This is a genomic window from Shewanella sp. SM32 (assembly GCF_025654235.1).
Lineage (GTDB): Bacteria > Pseudomonadota > Gammaproteobacteria > Enterobacterales > Shewanellaceae > Shewanella > Shewanella oncorhynchi.
Genome location: NZ_JAKKRO010000025.1, coordinates 49,604 through 64,966, shown reverse-complemented (window position 1 = coordinate 64,966; position 15,363 = coordinate 49,604). Strand labels below are relative to the sequence as shown.

Below are 15,363 nucleotides of genomic sequence, written 5' to 3'. Positions count from 1 at the left end.
TTTCGACCTAACTCAGTCAAGGTCAGTGTCTTACATTCAATCAGTGCCTTAGAGGCCAGCATCAAGCTGTTTAATCGTTTTAGGTGAAGTTCTGGGCAGTATTGGTGTAAAGAATGTTGTAGGATATTGGCTTCGCGCATCTTGTTGTCCAAGTGTAGTTTTTAGCGAAACCATTTGATCATGCAACAAGATGCGCTTCCACCCTAATTTGATGATTTATTTGTAAATCATCAGGGGATTCTTCAGAGTTAAGCATGGATGTTGTTCCAGTCCATCCTAGAATGCCCTTCCGTAGGGCGGATAGTCGTCACGCGAGTCACCATGGCACGCCTTTTGCGCACTAGCATAACTTGTATATTTAAAGCGATACGCCGCACGCTTTTGGACAGAAATATGTTGGAAAGTAGTGTTTGGGGAGCAGTAATTTCAGTTGTTAGAAGTTTAGCGTTTACGGGTATCCACTCGCACAGGCTTGCCATGGCATTCGCTCGTCGACTCGCTGCAAGTCCGTCCTTGGATGCTCGACCGCCCCGTCCATGGGGCGGACGGTCGTCTCGCCAATCACCATGGCACACCTTTCGAGCATTCGCGTAATCTGTAGGTTTTAAAGGCATAGGTAGTACACTTTGGGACAGAAATGATTTAGAGCTTAAGCATTAAAGCTCATGCTTCACATTATAATTATTAATGCAAAGCTTCAAGTAAGAGTTAAGAAAGCGGGTTTATGTTCACTGAGAGATGGATGGATTGCAGTTCACTCTCGAAACAAGAAGCTAACCAGAAAGCCTAGGTTAGACGTTCTAAATGAACCGCCCTCGACTTTGGCATCCAGCTTCGCCCTACTTCCTAAATCCATTTAGTCGTGTGCAGAGCCGAATACAGGGTGGTTTGGGGGCTGGAGGTTAGATACCTCCGGCTACCCGATTAAGTGTCAATTACGTAGCCATTCAACAAGATCTATTATACTTTGGTGATCATTGCATGCTTGGGCTAACCCATGAATTGATACATTATTTTTAAATTGCGCCCAAGCGCTTTCATCTTTACTTGTTGTTCCAATATGAGCCTCAATAGCACCTTTTTTCCAAACCCAAATGCTTTGTGCTTTCATTTTATTATGTAAAGAATTTATTAATGGAATTGCGGCTTGCTGACTAGCTAAAGCTTCAAAAGCTTTCGCCGCACTTATTGCATTGGTGTTTTTAGGTAAACCATTCCCATTTAACATCACACCATGGGATTGAACTAAATTAGGAAGCATAGCCTTCAACGCAACTAAATCTTGATCAGTAGATAAAATAAAGTTATCCCTTACTGCACCCGTAAAACAATAATCTAGATCACATATTGCTTTTGAGGGTAAATCCATTGCACCAAGTATTTCTAATGATTTTTTTGTATCGTTAACACCACTTTGCGCGACAAGAGCATGTTTTTCCTGTCCCATAGTTAAATTAGCAACTGATTTGAATAAAAAAGGAAGTAAACGTAACTCCGTTTTCCCCTCAGTTAAGATGACATTTTCAGCAAATAAAACTTGATTAGAGTGTGATAAATTAAACAACTGCTCCATCTGATGCATAGAATTAGGCACAACTCTTTGAATAGCATCTGTCAATCTAAGTCTTGAATGAGTGCCATGAGAATCATTTTTTCTAATTAATAATGTTTTTTCAGCTAATTCTGGAGTAATCATTTGAGCTGAGTGAGTAGTAATTAGTACTTGATATCCATTTTCTGATAATGCTACTAAAGCCTCTCTGATTTGCTCAATAGCAAAAGGATGTAAATATAATTCAGGCTCATCGATTAACAATAATGTAGTTGAGCTTGAATTGTTGTTAACTCTTTTAATTTCCGCTAAATATTGAACTAAAGCCATCTGGATAGAACGTTGAGCACCATGACCATACGAAGAAAAGTCTCTACCATTTCCAGTTCCTTCAAAAACTTTTATTGTACCTGCTTTGATCAAATCATCTATTGAAGGCGTGTCAAAGTGAAGTTTTACACTCATGCCTGGAAACAAGTCATTTACTTTAGAGTTAACGTTTTGATCGATTGTTGAAAGTTCCCCAAATCGCATATCTCCGTCAGATGAAATTCGTCTTCCTACCTCATTGAGGTGAAGGTTTAACTCTGTTTCATGCGCCGCTTTTACTGGAGTCAGAAATTCTGCGAGTAACTTCCCAATTGTTGTGGAGGTTTTGGCTTTTGAAGCATCTTCAGCTGCATTTTCCATAGCACCAATTCTGATAGGCTCAGGAAGTAGTACACTAATAGCATTATCAAGACCTGTTGGGTTTACAGCCCACTCAGCTTCTACTTCATCCCATACTGAAATTTTAATATCTGCTGTTTTTTCACTAGAAATTGCTTGAAATCGTCGTATTTTTAACGTTTCATTTTGAATATATTTTCCGATAGAGCTTTTTTGCCTTGGTGGCATTGAATCGAGAAGAGCTTGAGTAACACCTTCTATAGTTGCGATTACTTCAATTGGCTGAGTAGCATCGAAAAAGTCTTTTTCTGGTAAACTAGATTTTTTAAGTAACCATTGAATAGCAGACAAGCAATTCGATTTACCTGCATTATTATAACCAACTAAAGGAGTAAAACTTGACAGTTTAAACTCTGCATCAATGACAGATTTGAAGTTTTTTATTACTACATTCGATATTTTGTGGGACATAATTCCTCCATGATGTGCCAGCCTATCCTTTGACACTTAGCGTATGTATAGTGCGCATGCACAGTTAACTATCAGTGTGCAAAGAACTTATCAGCTTTTTATCAAATACACCATCCGGAAAAACGCGCATGCGCATTTTCTAAATCTATTATCTAACCGACATAAAACTTAAGAATTTAATTTTTAATAGTTTTATCTTTACAGTATTGGGATAACGCGCATGTAATTTAAGTAAAAGCACTCAATACTAGGCATTTATGAACACAACTGTATAGCATTTCAATTTTGATCAGTCATGATGAAGAGCTAAAAGTCGGGTTAAAAAGCAGAACTAATAGATAAGGATTTGTAGGGCAAGTAGTTCGTCAATTTTCGATTCACTAAACGAGTGCTAGCAAACTTTGGGGCAAAAGGATAAATGACGGTGGAACAACTTGTTCAATATTTGGGATAAGGTCGCCGCTTCGCGCAGCCTAACCTTATTTGTTAGACTTTGAAAACATTTGGATAATTAAGAACCTCATAAGTATTCTTACATGCATTGATAATTTTGGTTTTTCTTTGCTCTTTTGACCATCCATTAATGTATTCACAGTACCATTCGTCCTCGAGAACTGTAAAATCGCCAAATGAACTAGGATAGTCAAGTTTTACGTTTGCATTATATATCATTGAAACACCAACTTCTGGGGTTAAAGATCCGTCAACCACCTCTTTCATTAAAACTTTGGCATAACCTTCAATTGCTTCTTCATCGTTTGGTCGTTCAATATCTAGTTCTGATAAAACTCTATTGAAGTAATCATCGGCTTCGAATTCATTTATAGGCTTTATGAGTGTAGCTAAAATAGCAATATATGGCGTATCTACACCTTGTTCAAGCAAGCTCATAGCCCATGCACACTTATACTCACTGCCACCGCAGACCATAGCGATTTGCCCCATAGCTTTGTATGTTTCAATTTTCTGCGATTCAGAGAACATTTCTTCAATAGTTCCTAACGCTTTTCTTAATTTGCACCAAAAACTGATTCACGATTTGCATCGAAAAATGATCCACCGAAGTAAGTTTGTAAATGGAGGCGAACAGTTCCTGATGACTACATTGTCTCATTACTAAAATTTGGTCAATCTAAAAGCACCAAGTCGTACATATTAAGTCATTGCTTAATTGGAATGGGGCAATAGCTTTTTAGCTAAACAAACAGCAGAAGTGTCAGTTAAGTTGGCATTGTTGTACCAGTGACCGTTGGCGGCATGGATGCTGCCGTCGAGCCTATAGGGATATATTTACGGCGAGTCACTGGGGAAGCAATGACAATTCATGCTGCACAACTGACAACAAAGTTATCTTGCTTTAGGGCAATATCTTTTAGCTAAACGAGCAGCTAGAGGGTTAGTTAAGATTGGTATTGTTGCACCAGTGACCTTCTAAAACAGGATGTTTTAGCTGAGCCCTCAGGGAGGCTTATTTTGAAAGAAATAGACGAGTCACAGGGGAAACAATGACAATGAATACAGCACAACTGACGACAAAGTTATCTTGCTTTGTGCATTAGCTTTTTAGCTAAACAAACAGCGAAAGGGTTAGTTAAAATTGTCATTGTTGCACCTGTAACCTTCTAAAACAGGGATATTTTATTAGAGCCCTCAGGGAGGCTTCTTGTTAAATAAAGAGGTGACGAGTCACTGGGGAAACAATGACAATTGATGCGTCACAACTGACAACAACTTTATTTTGCTTTTGGGCAAAAAGAAAAGCCCGCGGCTGCGAGCTTGGCGTCACTTAAAATCAACGGAATAAAAGGACTGGCTTAACGGTAAGTCAGCGTTGTGGTATCCGTTAACTTGTCGTTATCTTTAACGGTCAGTTCAACTGTGTGTTGTCCATGGCGGGCAAGGCGCAATACCACTTGACCGTTAGCGCGGGTGCCATTGTCGAACGTCCATTTATGTTGCTTGATTACGCCATCGGTATCATAGCTAGTCGAGATAAACATATCGACTAACCATAAATTAATACGCTGAATTTGCGCAACGGGTGGTTGTTTCACGTTATCAGCAACCACTGTCACCATTTGCGACGTGCTATGGGTTAGGCCGTCGTTATCAGTCACAGTTAGCGTGACCAGATACTCGCCGCTTTGGCTATAACTGTGAGTCACTACCTCACCCATTGCGACGGTATTATCACCAAAGCTCCACTCTGCTGACACGATTTGTCCGTCGCTGTCGGTTGAAGTGGATGTCAGCTGCACCGCAGCACCATTCACCACTTGGGTGAAACTGGCCACTGGCGCGACTTTTTCCGCGTCGAGCAAGAGTGAAATCACCACAGGATCGTGATCCGATGAGCGATACGCATCAGTGGCAAATAAGTCTTGGATTTGAGTAGGCGTCTTAAACTCTTCGTTGTAATCCAATACGCGCGGTTCGTCGGTATTGATATGCCACTGCGTCACATCCACCACTTTATCCACCAGGGCAGCGTTTGCTAAAGCATGGTCCAACTGACCCGATTCAGCCGAGAACACATAGGAATAAGGATTTGGCTTTTCAAGTTTGGCAAACAGCTCACTAAAGCCTGCATTACCTAAAGCAGTTAATGGATCTTCCTTCGCATAGGCGTTCAAATCACCAATCAGCAGTACGCCTTGATCTGGATATTGCTCGCTGATCCATTGACCTGCAGCCGTCGCCGCACGGGTACGAGTGATATTACAGTTGCCTTGACCGTCGTTAAGATCAGGTTCGCCTGCACATTCACTGCCTTTAGATTTAAAGTGATTAACCGCAACAACCACGCCTTCTTCACTGCCGTTCACGCTAAAGGCTTGGGTCAGCATTGGACGGTTTTTACTGTCGTCAAACAGGGGCTTTTGATCGCTATCTAATGGCGAATTCGCACTAGATAGAATACGTGCAGCGCCCTGCGGCGTGACTTTATCGCTGCGATAAATCAAGCCAACTGTGATGGCATCGGTGCCAATCACATTCATGCCTGTTGGCGCGATATAAACGTACCGCGCTTCACCCACTGCGGCATTCAAACCTGCGACTAAATCGGCAATGGCTGAATTAGCGCCAAAGCCATCATTTTCAATTTCCATCAAACCGAATACGTCGGCACTAATGCCCACCATGGCGCTGACAATCTTCGCTTTTTGACGCTCAAATTCGCTCAACGTATTGGCACCACGGGCGGTTGGGAAACCTGCACCTTGGCCATCACCATTGAAGTAGTTAAGCACGTTAAAGCTAGCGACTTTTAGATTACCGCCATCATTCAATGTGGGCGCAACAGGGCGTGGGTTTTCCGCCACAAAGTTCACCGTTTCGATTGGCATAATGCGATACAGATTAAAGCCATAGTGCATTACACCCGTAAGCGATGTGGCTTTATCGCCTACACGCACTGTGTTTGATGCGCTCAAACCAGGAGCGGGGAATTGCACAGGATCAGGATTCTGCGCCGTTAAACCGTCATCCAATAAAATACTGTCACGTTGGTTGGCTGCACTCACCGCCAGCGCATCCGCGCCCGGTGCAGCCACCTGCGTACCAATAAAGTGGCGCTGACTGCCTAATGAAATCTCGCCATAACGACCGAGGTTATAGACTTCATTCACCACTAAATCTTGGCTAAAACGAACACGCATGCCCTCAAAGGGCTCAAAATCATCACTGCTGTTAACTGGTAAGGCCACTAGCGCGGCCGTTGGTAACGTTTGTCCTGTAGCACACAACTTGTGTTCTGATAAAGTCGTTAGTTCAGTTAAGCCTTGATATTCAGTGACTTTGGCTTTTAAACGAATACGATCGCCTGCCACATAAGCTGTGGGCGCAGTGCCGGTATACACAAACACCCCTTCCGAGGTTTGGGGATCACTATCGGCTTCATTATCAGCCATTTGCACGAAAATGCCCTTAAGACCAGCTTCTTGATTACTGACGACAACCGCCTCAACCACTAAAGTTTGACCATTGAGAGGGCTGGCAGCGCCCGCGCCTTGAAGCGCATGAATTGCTGTGGCTTCTTCGCCGCACACTAAAGAGCTTGGTGGAGGGTCGACGGGATCGGTTGGCGTACCCGCACTGAACTTACCAAGATCAGAAACATCATCCTTAGCAAAACCTAGCCAAGTGCTAAAGCTTACTGCATCAGTACTGATAGGATCGGCAATCAGCAGATCAGGATTACGGCGCAGGGTATTATCTTGAGTGGAGAGATCACCACTGCCCCACTCGGCACCGGGATCGACACCGACTTGACCTAAACTATCAATGACTTGATTTTGATAGGTCAGTTCAATCGCATCGTCGCCGTTAAAGAAGCTGGCGTTACTCTGTTGATTTGTGACCGCAAGGATATCGGCAGAAGAGTCATTATCGGCAACCACATAAGTCGCCCCCGCCGCTAATGATCCAGTGAGCGCAATGGTCGTGCCGACGTTTGTGCTGCCATTAAAATAGAAGCGCAATTGGTATTGGCTTAAATCAATAGCGCCCGCGGTTGGGTTATACAGTTCGATAGCTTTATTATTGCTGCTGCCTTCGACGTATTCAGAAATGATCAAATTATCCGCGCCATGGGCAAGCCCACAAACGCTGCTGATGGCTAACGCCAGCACAGTTTTAGTGTTAAACATTGAGACCCCTAAATGTATTGTTTTAATATTTGGTATTTAATTGATGCGCTTAGATGCTTCAAGGTGATATCACCTCGAAGACTGACGATACTATAGGCGGTCAAGGTTACAAATTGGTTGCATCAAAGTTGCAACTTAAGGTGGATATTATTCGCGCGATTTAGCGATCAGAACTAGGAAGAAAGCAGTACGGAAGATGCAGGCCGCACTACACAGTGCGGCTAGAGATAAATCGAGGTTAATCAAGTAAGCAGAACCAATGGATGACAATCCTGACACAGGGTTATAAGGGCTGAAGCTTTTCATCGAGTAAACTGACGAGCAGTAACTCACCTTGCAAATTCACTCTAAACTCACCGTATTTAGCTGCACTAAAATGATCGGCTTGTCCTTCTTCAAAGAAAAAGCTGTTCGATGCGAGCTTAATTTGATTACCACGGACACGAAACTGCACTCGTAGTTGATCTTTACCGAGTGCTTGGTCGGTATAAAAGTCCACAAAACGCGCCACTTTTTGCCCATCGACAGCCAGCAATAACTGGCCCTGCATTTGTTGCGGCGCTAAGGCACTACGCACATCGCGCGCAATGGCATATTCAAGCGCCATGTAATCACCCTGCATTAATGAGCGCGGATCGACCGGTGCTAATGCAAAACGCACCACTTGGCCGTGATTAAGCAGTTGTTCGAATTTGAAAATTCGCCAATTCACGCCAGCGAGAATCGTCACTGTTGTGAATAATACGAGCCCAAGCGCCCATTTATGTGAAGCCGACAGTTTTCCCATCACATAGTCTCCTTGGCATTTTCATTAGCAGGAAATAACCGCCACATCACTAACCTTGCCACTAACAGCAAGGCGCCTAAGCCCATCAAATAACCAGATTTAAGTAACAGAGTCGTCTCTAGGGAATAATAATACCCGCTGACAAATAACAGCGCCGACACCATTCCCATACCTTTCAACCAAGACTCGTTGCAATAATGACCAAGCAAGATCAATAGAATAGCCGTTGATAAACCCTGCATAGGTAAGGATAAACCGCTAACGATGACTAAACCGATAACACACCCCAGCGCCGCTGGTGAGCTTAGTGATTGCTGGCGCTCGCGCAAGATTGTCACCAATAAAAATCCGCAAATAGCGAAAATAATCAACAGATGAGTCAGTGTCAGCCACAGGCTTTGCTGCCAAGGGCTAAATAAGGCTTCAAAAATACTGTCCATACTAAAAGCGTGCATCAACTGCAACGAAAGCAACGCGAGTGCGAAACCATAGATGAGCATCCGAGCCCTGCGATAATGACGCCCGAACTGATTGATATTTAATAACACTAGACTAATGACTACGGCAAAAAGGCTTGGGCTAAAATTGAGCAGTTCAAATTTTGCCATCAGGCCAATCACGCACCAACTTAAGCAAAAAGCGAATACAAACTGGGCTAACCCATGGGCAATCAAGCCCCACAGTAACAATGTAATACCCGCCATACAGAGATACCATGTAAGGCTAAAATCATTGTTAATCAAATCAAATAATCCCCATGCCACACTGATCAAACCACTCAAACAGGCGGCAAAAGCAAATTGTTCAATAAAAATCTGTTGCCGCGGTAAAAAATACAGCCCAATCCCCAAGGCTAAATAGGTTAAGCCAATAAATAAAATGACATCTTCTTCAACATGCTCAAAAATGGCACCAAACACTGCCATCATGAAGCTCAATAAAAACAACGCCGCTATCCAAGCAGCAAACGCCTGCATAGTGGCAATATACCAAGGGGTATCATGGTCTTCTGGCATTTGAGCTGCACTAACATTGCCTTCGGCATACAAAGCTTGCCAGTGTTTGATTAGACTTAATTCACTCGAAGCGTCGATTGACGTAACACTATCAGTGCAGGGTCGAGTGATCATTTCGCTATCCTGTAAACCATTATTGTTGCTCATGAACATCTCCCACGCCCACGCTCCCTTGGGTGGCGATTCCTACAAACTGAGGTTTAAGTTTCCGGCTTAGCTCCCTCAACCAAATACTCAAACCTGTGCTTGCCAAAATGATATAAAGCCCAATAAACAAAAATCCACCTATGGGGTCATTATCCTCAAACATCAGCTTTATCAGTAACGCGGCGCCTACGGCAATCAGGCTAAAACCGCCCAAGGCCAAGGGATATATGCGTGGTAATCTATAACGAAAAATAACGAATCCGAATATCAGATGGGCAAAATAACCACAGAAAATCCCAGTGCTGAAGCTATCACGTTCAAGGAAATCGTCGAAAATAAGCCAAGTGATTAACCAAGTAAAACAGCCCATAGCAAACAATGAACAGGCATATTCAAGGATTGGCGCATGCCAGCGCCCCGCGACTTTGTGATCTAAAAGTACAAAAGCATAATAGATAACTAAATTCAAACAGATAAAGATCAGCAATTGTCCTTGAGCGCCCCAAAATAATCCCCAGAAATGGGAAAAGGAATCCAGAAATATCCCTATGCTGAGGTTTAGCAATCCCACCAGCAACAGCCACAAACCATCAAATCCCGCCACCCAAGCAAAGGGTAAGATAACGAATGCCCATAGCGCGAATAACTGCCAAGGATCGGCGCCCGTTTGATAGGTTTGCCCAACTAACGCTAATAAGCCACCAACTAACACACTTGCGGCCAGTAGCACACCATTGGCGGTCGTCGCACCAAAAGTGCTGTCTTTACGATAAGAACTAACAGGGGAATAAATGTTGGCACGATAATAGAGCCAAGCAAATGCGCTGATAGCGAGTATTATCGCCACTTCAATCAGTCCAAATTTGGCAAATCGCCCCAAAGATTGCCAATTATAGGCAAAGAAAAAAATCACCCCACAGGCAAAACTTAACGCACCGAACCAGAGTAATAAATGAGCGATTAAGCGACGCCAACTCGACCCATCCGGCAAGACTGTCACCTGTCGATAAAGCTTATTCGCCTGCTCTTGCGTGATATGTCCCTGTTCAACCCAACCACACACTTGAGATTTTATCTTGCTCAATGTGAAATCTCCCTCATCCTGTTTGCGCTAGCTTACTATGACAGATTTAAAATTCGCACTTTATCGACAGCATTGAACAAATTAAATTGTGTATACTTGTAAAAAATCATTCATGCTAAAAATAACAAGGGGTGACTATGATATTGAGCCAGTTGTGTCGCCTACTCTTTTGTTTAGCCTTAAGCATTAGCGCATTTACCACGGCTATCGCCCAAGATAAAGTTCAGTCGCCAGCGATTCCCGAGTCAATTCCGACAATTCATGTCGGTGGTTATCAATTTGCTCCCTATGTCCATCAACAACAAGACGGCCGTTACACAGGTCTCACACTCGATATCATTAATGCATTAAATCAAGTACAACAAGAAGTGGTCTTTAAATTTGCCGTCACCAGTATTGAGCACAGATATAAAGCCTATTCCTTAGGTCGCTTCGACATAATGCTCTTTGAGAATCCCGCTTGGGGATGGCAAAAAATAGCGACTCAGTTTATTCCGCTACATATGATAGATGGTGAAGTCTTTATTGCACTTAAAACTAAAGCTCATAACCAAAGCTATTTCAAAAACTTAACCAACAAGTCAATTGCGTTCATCAAAGGATATCACTACCAGTTTGCCCACTTTGAAACCGATGCGAATACGCTGGCAAAGCAATTTCGTCCCTTGTTCGTCAGTCACAATAACGCCTCTATCGAAAGCATTCTGCGTGAACGCGCCGACCTAACGCCCGTGACGAACTCTTACCTACAGTATTATTTAAAGGTTCATCCAGAAGAGAGAAAATTACTTTTAATATCAGATGAATGGGACCAAAAATACGCTAATGGCATTTTACTCAACCCCAGTTCACAGCTCGATAGCAAAAGGCTCTCACACTGGATTGAACTGCTCATCAATAATGGTAAACTCGCTGAACTCGCCGCCCAATACGGTATTCAATTAACCCCATAATTCGCTGTTTATTTTTTCAAACTCTGACGCTTCAATCGCGATGATTTATCAAGCTATCATGAGCAATTTACGCGGCAGACAAGAGTGGCCCTAGCATAGCCAAAATACCAATGAGTAAGAAAATCAGCGCTTGCACTATGATCATCTGGCCACTATTCGGTGGACTCAGAGTGGCAATATAAAACTGCCAAATCGCAAAGATCCCATAGTTCATCCCGAGGAATAACAACAGGCTAAAGGCATACATCCCAGGGATAACCTTTAGTGCACAGGCTAAAAGTGCAACCGTTGAAACCACAAAAAATACCGATTGGCAGTGAAATAAGCACAGTAGCATTTGCTTGCTTTGCTGTGACACATTTGCCTTCAAGAGTGGCGCCAATAAAACCCGCTTACCATAGATTAAATGGTACCCACAGACTCCAGCACTCAAGACAGTCGCTGCCATTATTGTTAATACCATAGTGCTCCTATTTAGTACTCATATTTGATTATCTTTGAATATCGTAAACTGAACTAAGAATTTAAAACTGAGGAGAATTTAAACCCAAGGCTTAAATACTTGACCATGTAACTAGGACCCTAAAAACTGCGGTTGAGTTTCAGCCGAGCGAAAATAAGCAACTTGGTTCTCAGCCCCTAAACCAAACGGGGCTAAAATCTATGGGGAAACCGACTCAATATGAATGCTCCATCAGCTCCTTAGTGATTGTACTTTAACGCAAAAAGGAGCCATCAGGCTCCTTCTCTTCACAATCCGTAAACGATTACCCTGACTAAAACCTACGATTACATAGTCGCCATAGTCCAATAATTTAAACGCTTTTGTGGATCGGCTAACAGGTTTTTACATTCTTCTTTATATTTACCCATTAACGCACCTAAGTTACTTGACCCCCCTAAGCTTTCGATTTGACGGGCTTTAGCATCGGCAACCGCTTGAGTGACCTCAGCTTCAGAGCTGTATTTCTTAGCTAAATTCTCAGACTCAATTTTAGAACTTTTTAAACGCTCACCCACGGCCTGCATTTGCGGTGCATTCATCGCCCCAATGGCTTCTGAGCTAATTTGATAGTAAGCGGCACATTCAATGGCTTCTTTACTAAACGCTTTTTCTGCTTCATCAGCCCAAACTGCAGTACTGGCACTTAAGACTAAACCACCTAATACTAACGTTTTTACCTGAGTTAACATGTTACTTTTCCTTTTAATCGCCATAAATAAACCTACTCAAGCCCTCGGTGGAGCTCAAGTTCGTAGATATAAAAATCTTGGTTACGCACAAAGCCTAAACCTTCATACAAGCCCTGCGCGCGCTGGTTTTTTTGCTGTGTTTCTAACATCAAATAACTCATATTATGCGCTTTGGCATAACTGGCGGCCTGTAGCACTAACGCCCGCCCAATACCGACACATCGGGCATGTTGAGTCACATACACATCATTGAGGATCAACATAGGGGCCAAACGTAACGATGAAAAACTGGGATACATTTGAACAAAACCTAATCCAAGCCCTTGATTATCTTTGGCTATAAATATCACCGATGAGCCATCTGACACTCTTGAATGAATAAACTGCTCCGCAGCCGCGAGATCATCCCTACGCCCATAAAACTGTCGGTACTCATTGAACAACACTGCAACCTCATGGACATGAGTCACATCTACTCGAGTTATAATGCTTGCCATGGGCCTTTCCTATTTATCATTAGAGTGTTGGCGGTCGTTGTCGCAATCGAAATTGCAGACTGTTTTTCACCGTTGGCCACTCGATATCAATAATGGAATACACCACGGTATCGCGGATCGTGCCGTCCTTAAGAATCTTATGATTTCGCAATACACCATCTTGCTTAGCGCCCAGTCTTGCAATGGCTTGTCTCGAAGCTTGATTATGCCAGTGAGTACGGAACTCAACGGCAATGGCGTCTAAGGTTTCAAAAGCAAAGGTCAATAACAGCAGTTTAGCTTCAGTATTAATCCCAGTGCGCTGGGCACGTTTAGCATACCAAGTGTATCCAATCTCAAGACGGCGATTATCAGACTCCCAGTTGCAAATTCGCGTGCATCCGACGATTTCCCCTGACACTCTATCCCGCACCGCAAAGGGAAAACTCTGGCCCCGCGCTTTTTCTTCGAGTGCTTTAGCCACATAGAGCTTCATCTCAGTTGGCTCAGGGACACTGGTAAACCATAAACGCCAAAGTTGACCATCTGTGACGGCTAGACTCAATGCCGCCACATGGGACAAAGATAAGGGCTCAAGTACAATATGCTCACCACTTAAACAACCTAAGTTATCTTCACAGCCCACAGTATCGCCTCCGTTAGATGATAGAAAAGTGTGTTGTAGCGCACGTTTTTATCTAGCCTAACATTAAACGAGAATAAAAAAACACCCTATTTTCAGCATGATTGGACAAATTCATTCCATTTTCGGCGGCTTAGATTACCTAAAGCTTAAGAGTGTAAAAAAATTTGAAAAAATGAGTAGAAGGCAGTTAACACAGGTTGGAATAAATACTGCTGCGGAAGAACACGCCGTGATGGCCAATCAATATTCGAGAAATAGGCAATGACATTGCGCAGTCGCGATAAGTGATTGGTGATTGGTGATGACCAAAAGTGGCAATCGAGAGCAAAAACACCTAAACCAGTGGGCAGCATTTAGGCGTTTGTTATCAGGTGAAGTTAAAAGCCATGCACGCTATTACTGACCCTAAACCAACCCGCAATGCTATTGCGCTGGGCCAAGGTTTTGGTCACTTCATGGGGAAAACGCTCACTGAGGAAAATCACAAAATGGCCCATTTTAGGCGCGATGCGTTCAATCTCAATGTCAGCTTCATCATAGATAATCAACTCACCACAATCTGCCGCTTTCCAGTCAGGATTTAAGAAAAACACTGTGGTTAAAATACGATTTTGGCTGCCCTTAAGTGCATCAACATGTTTTTTATAAAAGGCCCCAGGCTGATATACCGCATAATGGCTTTCATAATCGAATAAGCCCATAAACAAGCGACGATTCAAGCCATTTTTGAGTTGTGTCATCAACTCAAGATACTGGGCATCGGGCTCATTTTGCTCTTCTAGCCACTGTATTCTGTCACGACGAATGTCTGGATTTAAGTGCTGTTCAGAACCTCGACCAATAGAGGCAGCTTTTAATTCATATATTTCAGTTGATTGAATTTTTTCCAATAGTACTTGGCTAATACAGGAAGGAACTAAGTCAGATAAAAAGATATAGCCTTTGTCTACCAAGGCATCAGCGATCACGTCCAGCATTGCTTCACTTAATTGCGAAACCATTATGCTACATCCAAAAAAGGGCTACGCTTTTGCTGTACTCAAGGGCTCAAGGAGGGATTAAGTGAGCCTGATTTTCGAGGGGCGTCGATAAGAGATATGATTGCCATATCTCAACGATAAAATTTGCGAAATTCTAGAATAAAGAAGACGGAATTACAATAAAATAAAAACCTATATAAACAATACGTTAAGGTTGGCCAAACAGTTCAACAGGCGCATCATGATCACTAAGCTGCAAACAACGCTCAAAGTGTAATCCAAGTTTGTTCAGCAAAGCTTTTGAAGCACTATTATGGCTGCTAACAATCGCGACAATACGCTCAATACCTAAACTTTTACCTAAGTCAAAAGCGGCTTTAGCCGCTTCGAATGCATAGCCCTTGCCCCAATATTGCGGCAAAAAAGCATAACCTATATCGACATTGTCCAGTGTCGGCCGTTTGATTAAACCGCAGATGCCAATGGTGAATCCATTCTCGGCGAGTACTACAGCATAAAAACCAAAACCGCACTCGGCATAACTTTTTATCGGTCCATTGACGATATAATCCTTAGCCTGCACAAGTGTGCGTACTCCTCTATCCCCGATATTCTCTATAAAGCCTTGGCTGTTGAGCAAGACTAACATAAAAGAAGCGTCGGCTGGGGTTAACTGCCGCAGGATAAGTCTAGGAGTACGCGCAACTTGCATAGAATTTCTCCACTAAAAAAGAGGCGG

At 43.0% G+C, this 15,363-nt stretch carries 13 protein-coding genes and 1 pseudogene; 1 reads left to right on the top strand and 13 read right to left on the bottom strand.

Annotated elements, in window-relative coordinates; all coding sequences use genetic code 11:
• The 7 genes and pseudogenes from L5M10_RS12160 to L5M10_RS12130 all read right to left on the bottom strand — a co-directional run.
• Positions 1 to 140: pseudogene (locus L5M10_RS12160) on the bottom strand (IS4 family transposase); the annotation flags it as partial.
• Positions 141 to 931: 791 nt separating this feature from the next.
• On the bottom strand, positions 932 to 2,692 hold the full coding sequence (locus L5M10_RS12155) for an ATP-dependent nuclease (RefSeq protein ID WP_263255319.1): 1,761 nt from the start codon (positions 2,690 to 2,692) through the stop codon (positions 932 to 934).
• A 486-nt stretch (positions 2,693 to 3,178) separates the two neighbouring features.
• On the bottom strand, positions 3,179 to 3,676 hold the full coding sequence (locus L5M10_RS12150) for a hypothetical protein (RefSeq protein ID WP_263166492.1): 498 nt from the start codon (positions 3,674 to 3,676) through the stop codon (positions 3,179 to 3,181).
• Positions 3,677 to 4,506: 830 nt separating this feature from the next.
• Positions 4,507 to 7,341 carry an ExeM/NucH family extracellular endonuclease gene (locus L5M10_RS12145; RefSeq protein WP_263255318.1) on the bottom strand — a complete coding sequence of 945 codons (2,835 nt, stop codon included), beginning with the start codon at positions 7,339 to 7,341 and terminating at the stop codon, positions 4,507 to 4,509.
• Between the two features lie 283 nt (positions 7,342 to 7,624).
• Positions 7,625 to 8,128: a GDYXXLXY domain-containing protein gene (locus tag L5M10_RS12140; RefSeq protein ID WP_263179628.1), complete on the bottom strand. Its 504-nt coding sequence runs from the start codon at positions 8,126 to 8,128 to the stop codon at positions 7,625 to 7,627.
• Positions 8,128 to 9,291, bottom strand: coding sequence for a DUF4401 domain-containing protein (locus L5M10_RS12135; protein ID WP_263255317.1), 1,164 nt, complete (start codon positions 9,289 to 9,291; stop codon positions 8,128 to 8,130). Before L5M10_RS12135 ends, L5M10_RS12140 begins: the two co-directional genes overlap by 1 nt.
• A complete protein-coding gene (locus L5M10_RS12130; protein WP_263192794.1) occupies positions 9,278 to 10,375 on the bottom strand; it encodes a DUF2157 domain-containing protein in 1,098 nt (365 codons plus the stop codon). The genes L5M10_RS12135 and L5M10_RS12130 overlap by 14 nt, the downstream gene beginning before the upstream one ends.
• Before the next feature lie 137 nt (positions 10,376 to 10,512).
• On the opposite strand from L5M10_RS12130, the gene L5M10_RS12125 reads away from it, so the two are divergent.
• A complete protein-coding gene (locus L5M10_RS12125; protein ID WP_263255316.1) occupies positions 10,513 to 11,328 on the top strand; it encodes a substrate-binding periplasmic protein in 816 nt (271 codons plus the stop codon).
• Positions 11,329 to 11,395: 67 nt separating this feature from the next.
• Here L5M10_RS12125 and L5M10_RS12120 read toward each other — a convergent pair whose 3' ends face one another.
• The 6 genes from L5M10_RS12120 to L5M10_RS12095 all read right to left on the bottom strand — a co-directional run bounded on the left by L5M10_RS12120 (position 11,396) and on the right by L5M10_RS12095 (position 15,336).
• Positions 11,396 to 11,791, bottom strand: coding sequence for a hypothetical protein (locus L5M10_RS12120; protein WP_113938740.1), 396 nt, complete (start codon positions 11,789 to 11,791; stop codon positions 11,396 to 11,398).
• Between the two features lie 326 nt (positions 11,792 to 12,117).
• Entirely contained in the window at positions 12,118 to 12,522 is a 405-nt protein-coding gene (locus L5M10_RS12115) for a hypothetical protein (RefSeq protein ID WP_105252762.1), read from the bottom strand.
• A gap of 32 nt (positions 12,523 to 12,554) precedes the next feature.
• Complete coding sequence (locus L5M10_RS12110; RefSeq protein ID WP_028760288.1) at positions 12,555 to 13,019, bottom strand: GNAT family N-acetyltransferase; 465 nt, start codon at positions 13,017 to 13,019, stop codon at positions 12,555 to 12,557.
• A 19-nt stretch (positions 13,020 to 13,038) separates the two neighbouring features.
• Positions 13,039 to 13,644: a GNAT family N-acetyltransferase gene (locus L5M10_RS12105; RefSeq protein ID WP_263255315.1), complete on the bottom strand. Its 606-nt coding sequence runs from the start codon at positions 13,642 to 13,644 to the stop codon at positions 13,039 to 13,041.
• A gap of 377 nt (positions 13,645 to 14,021) precedes the next feature.
• Entirely contained in the window at positions 14,022 to 14,645 is a 624-nt protein-coding gene (locus L5M10_RS12100; RefSeq protein ID WP_028760290.1) for a 2OG-Fe(II) oxygenase, read from the bottom strand.
• A gap of 187 nt (positions 14,646 to 14,832) precedes the next feature.
• Positions 14,833 to 15,336 (bottom strand): GNAT family N-acetyltransferase, encoded by a 504-nt coding sequence (locus L5M10_RS12095; protein ID WP_263255314.1) that lies wholly within the window; start codon positions 15,334 to 15,336, stop codon positions 14,833 to 14,835.
• Between the last annotated feature and the right edge of the window lie 27 nt (positions 15,337 to 15,363).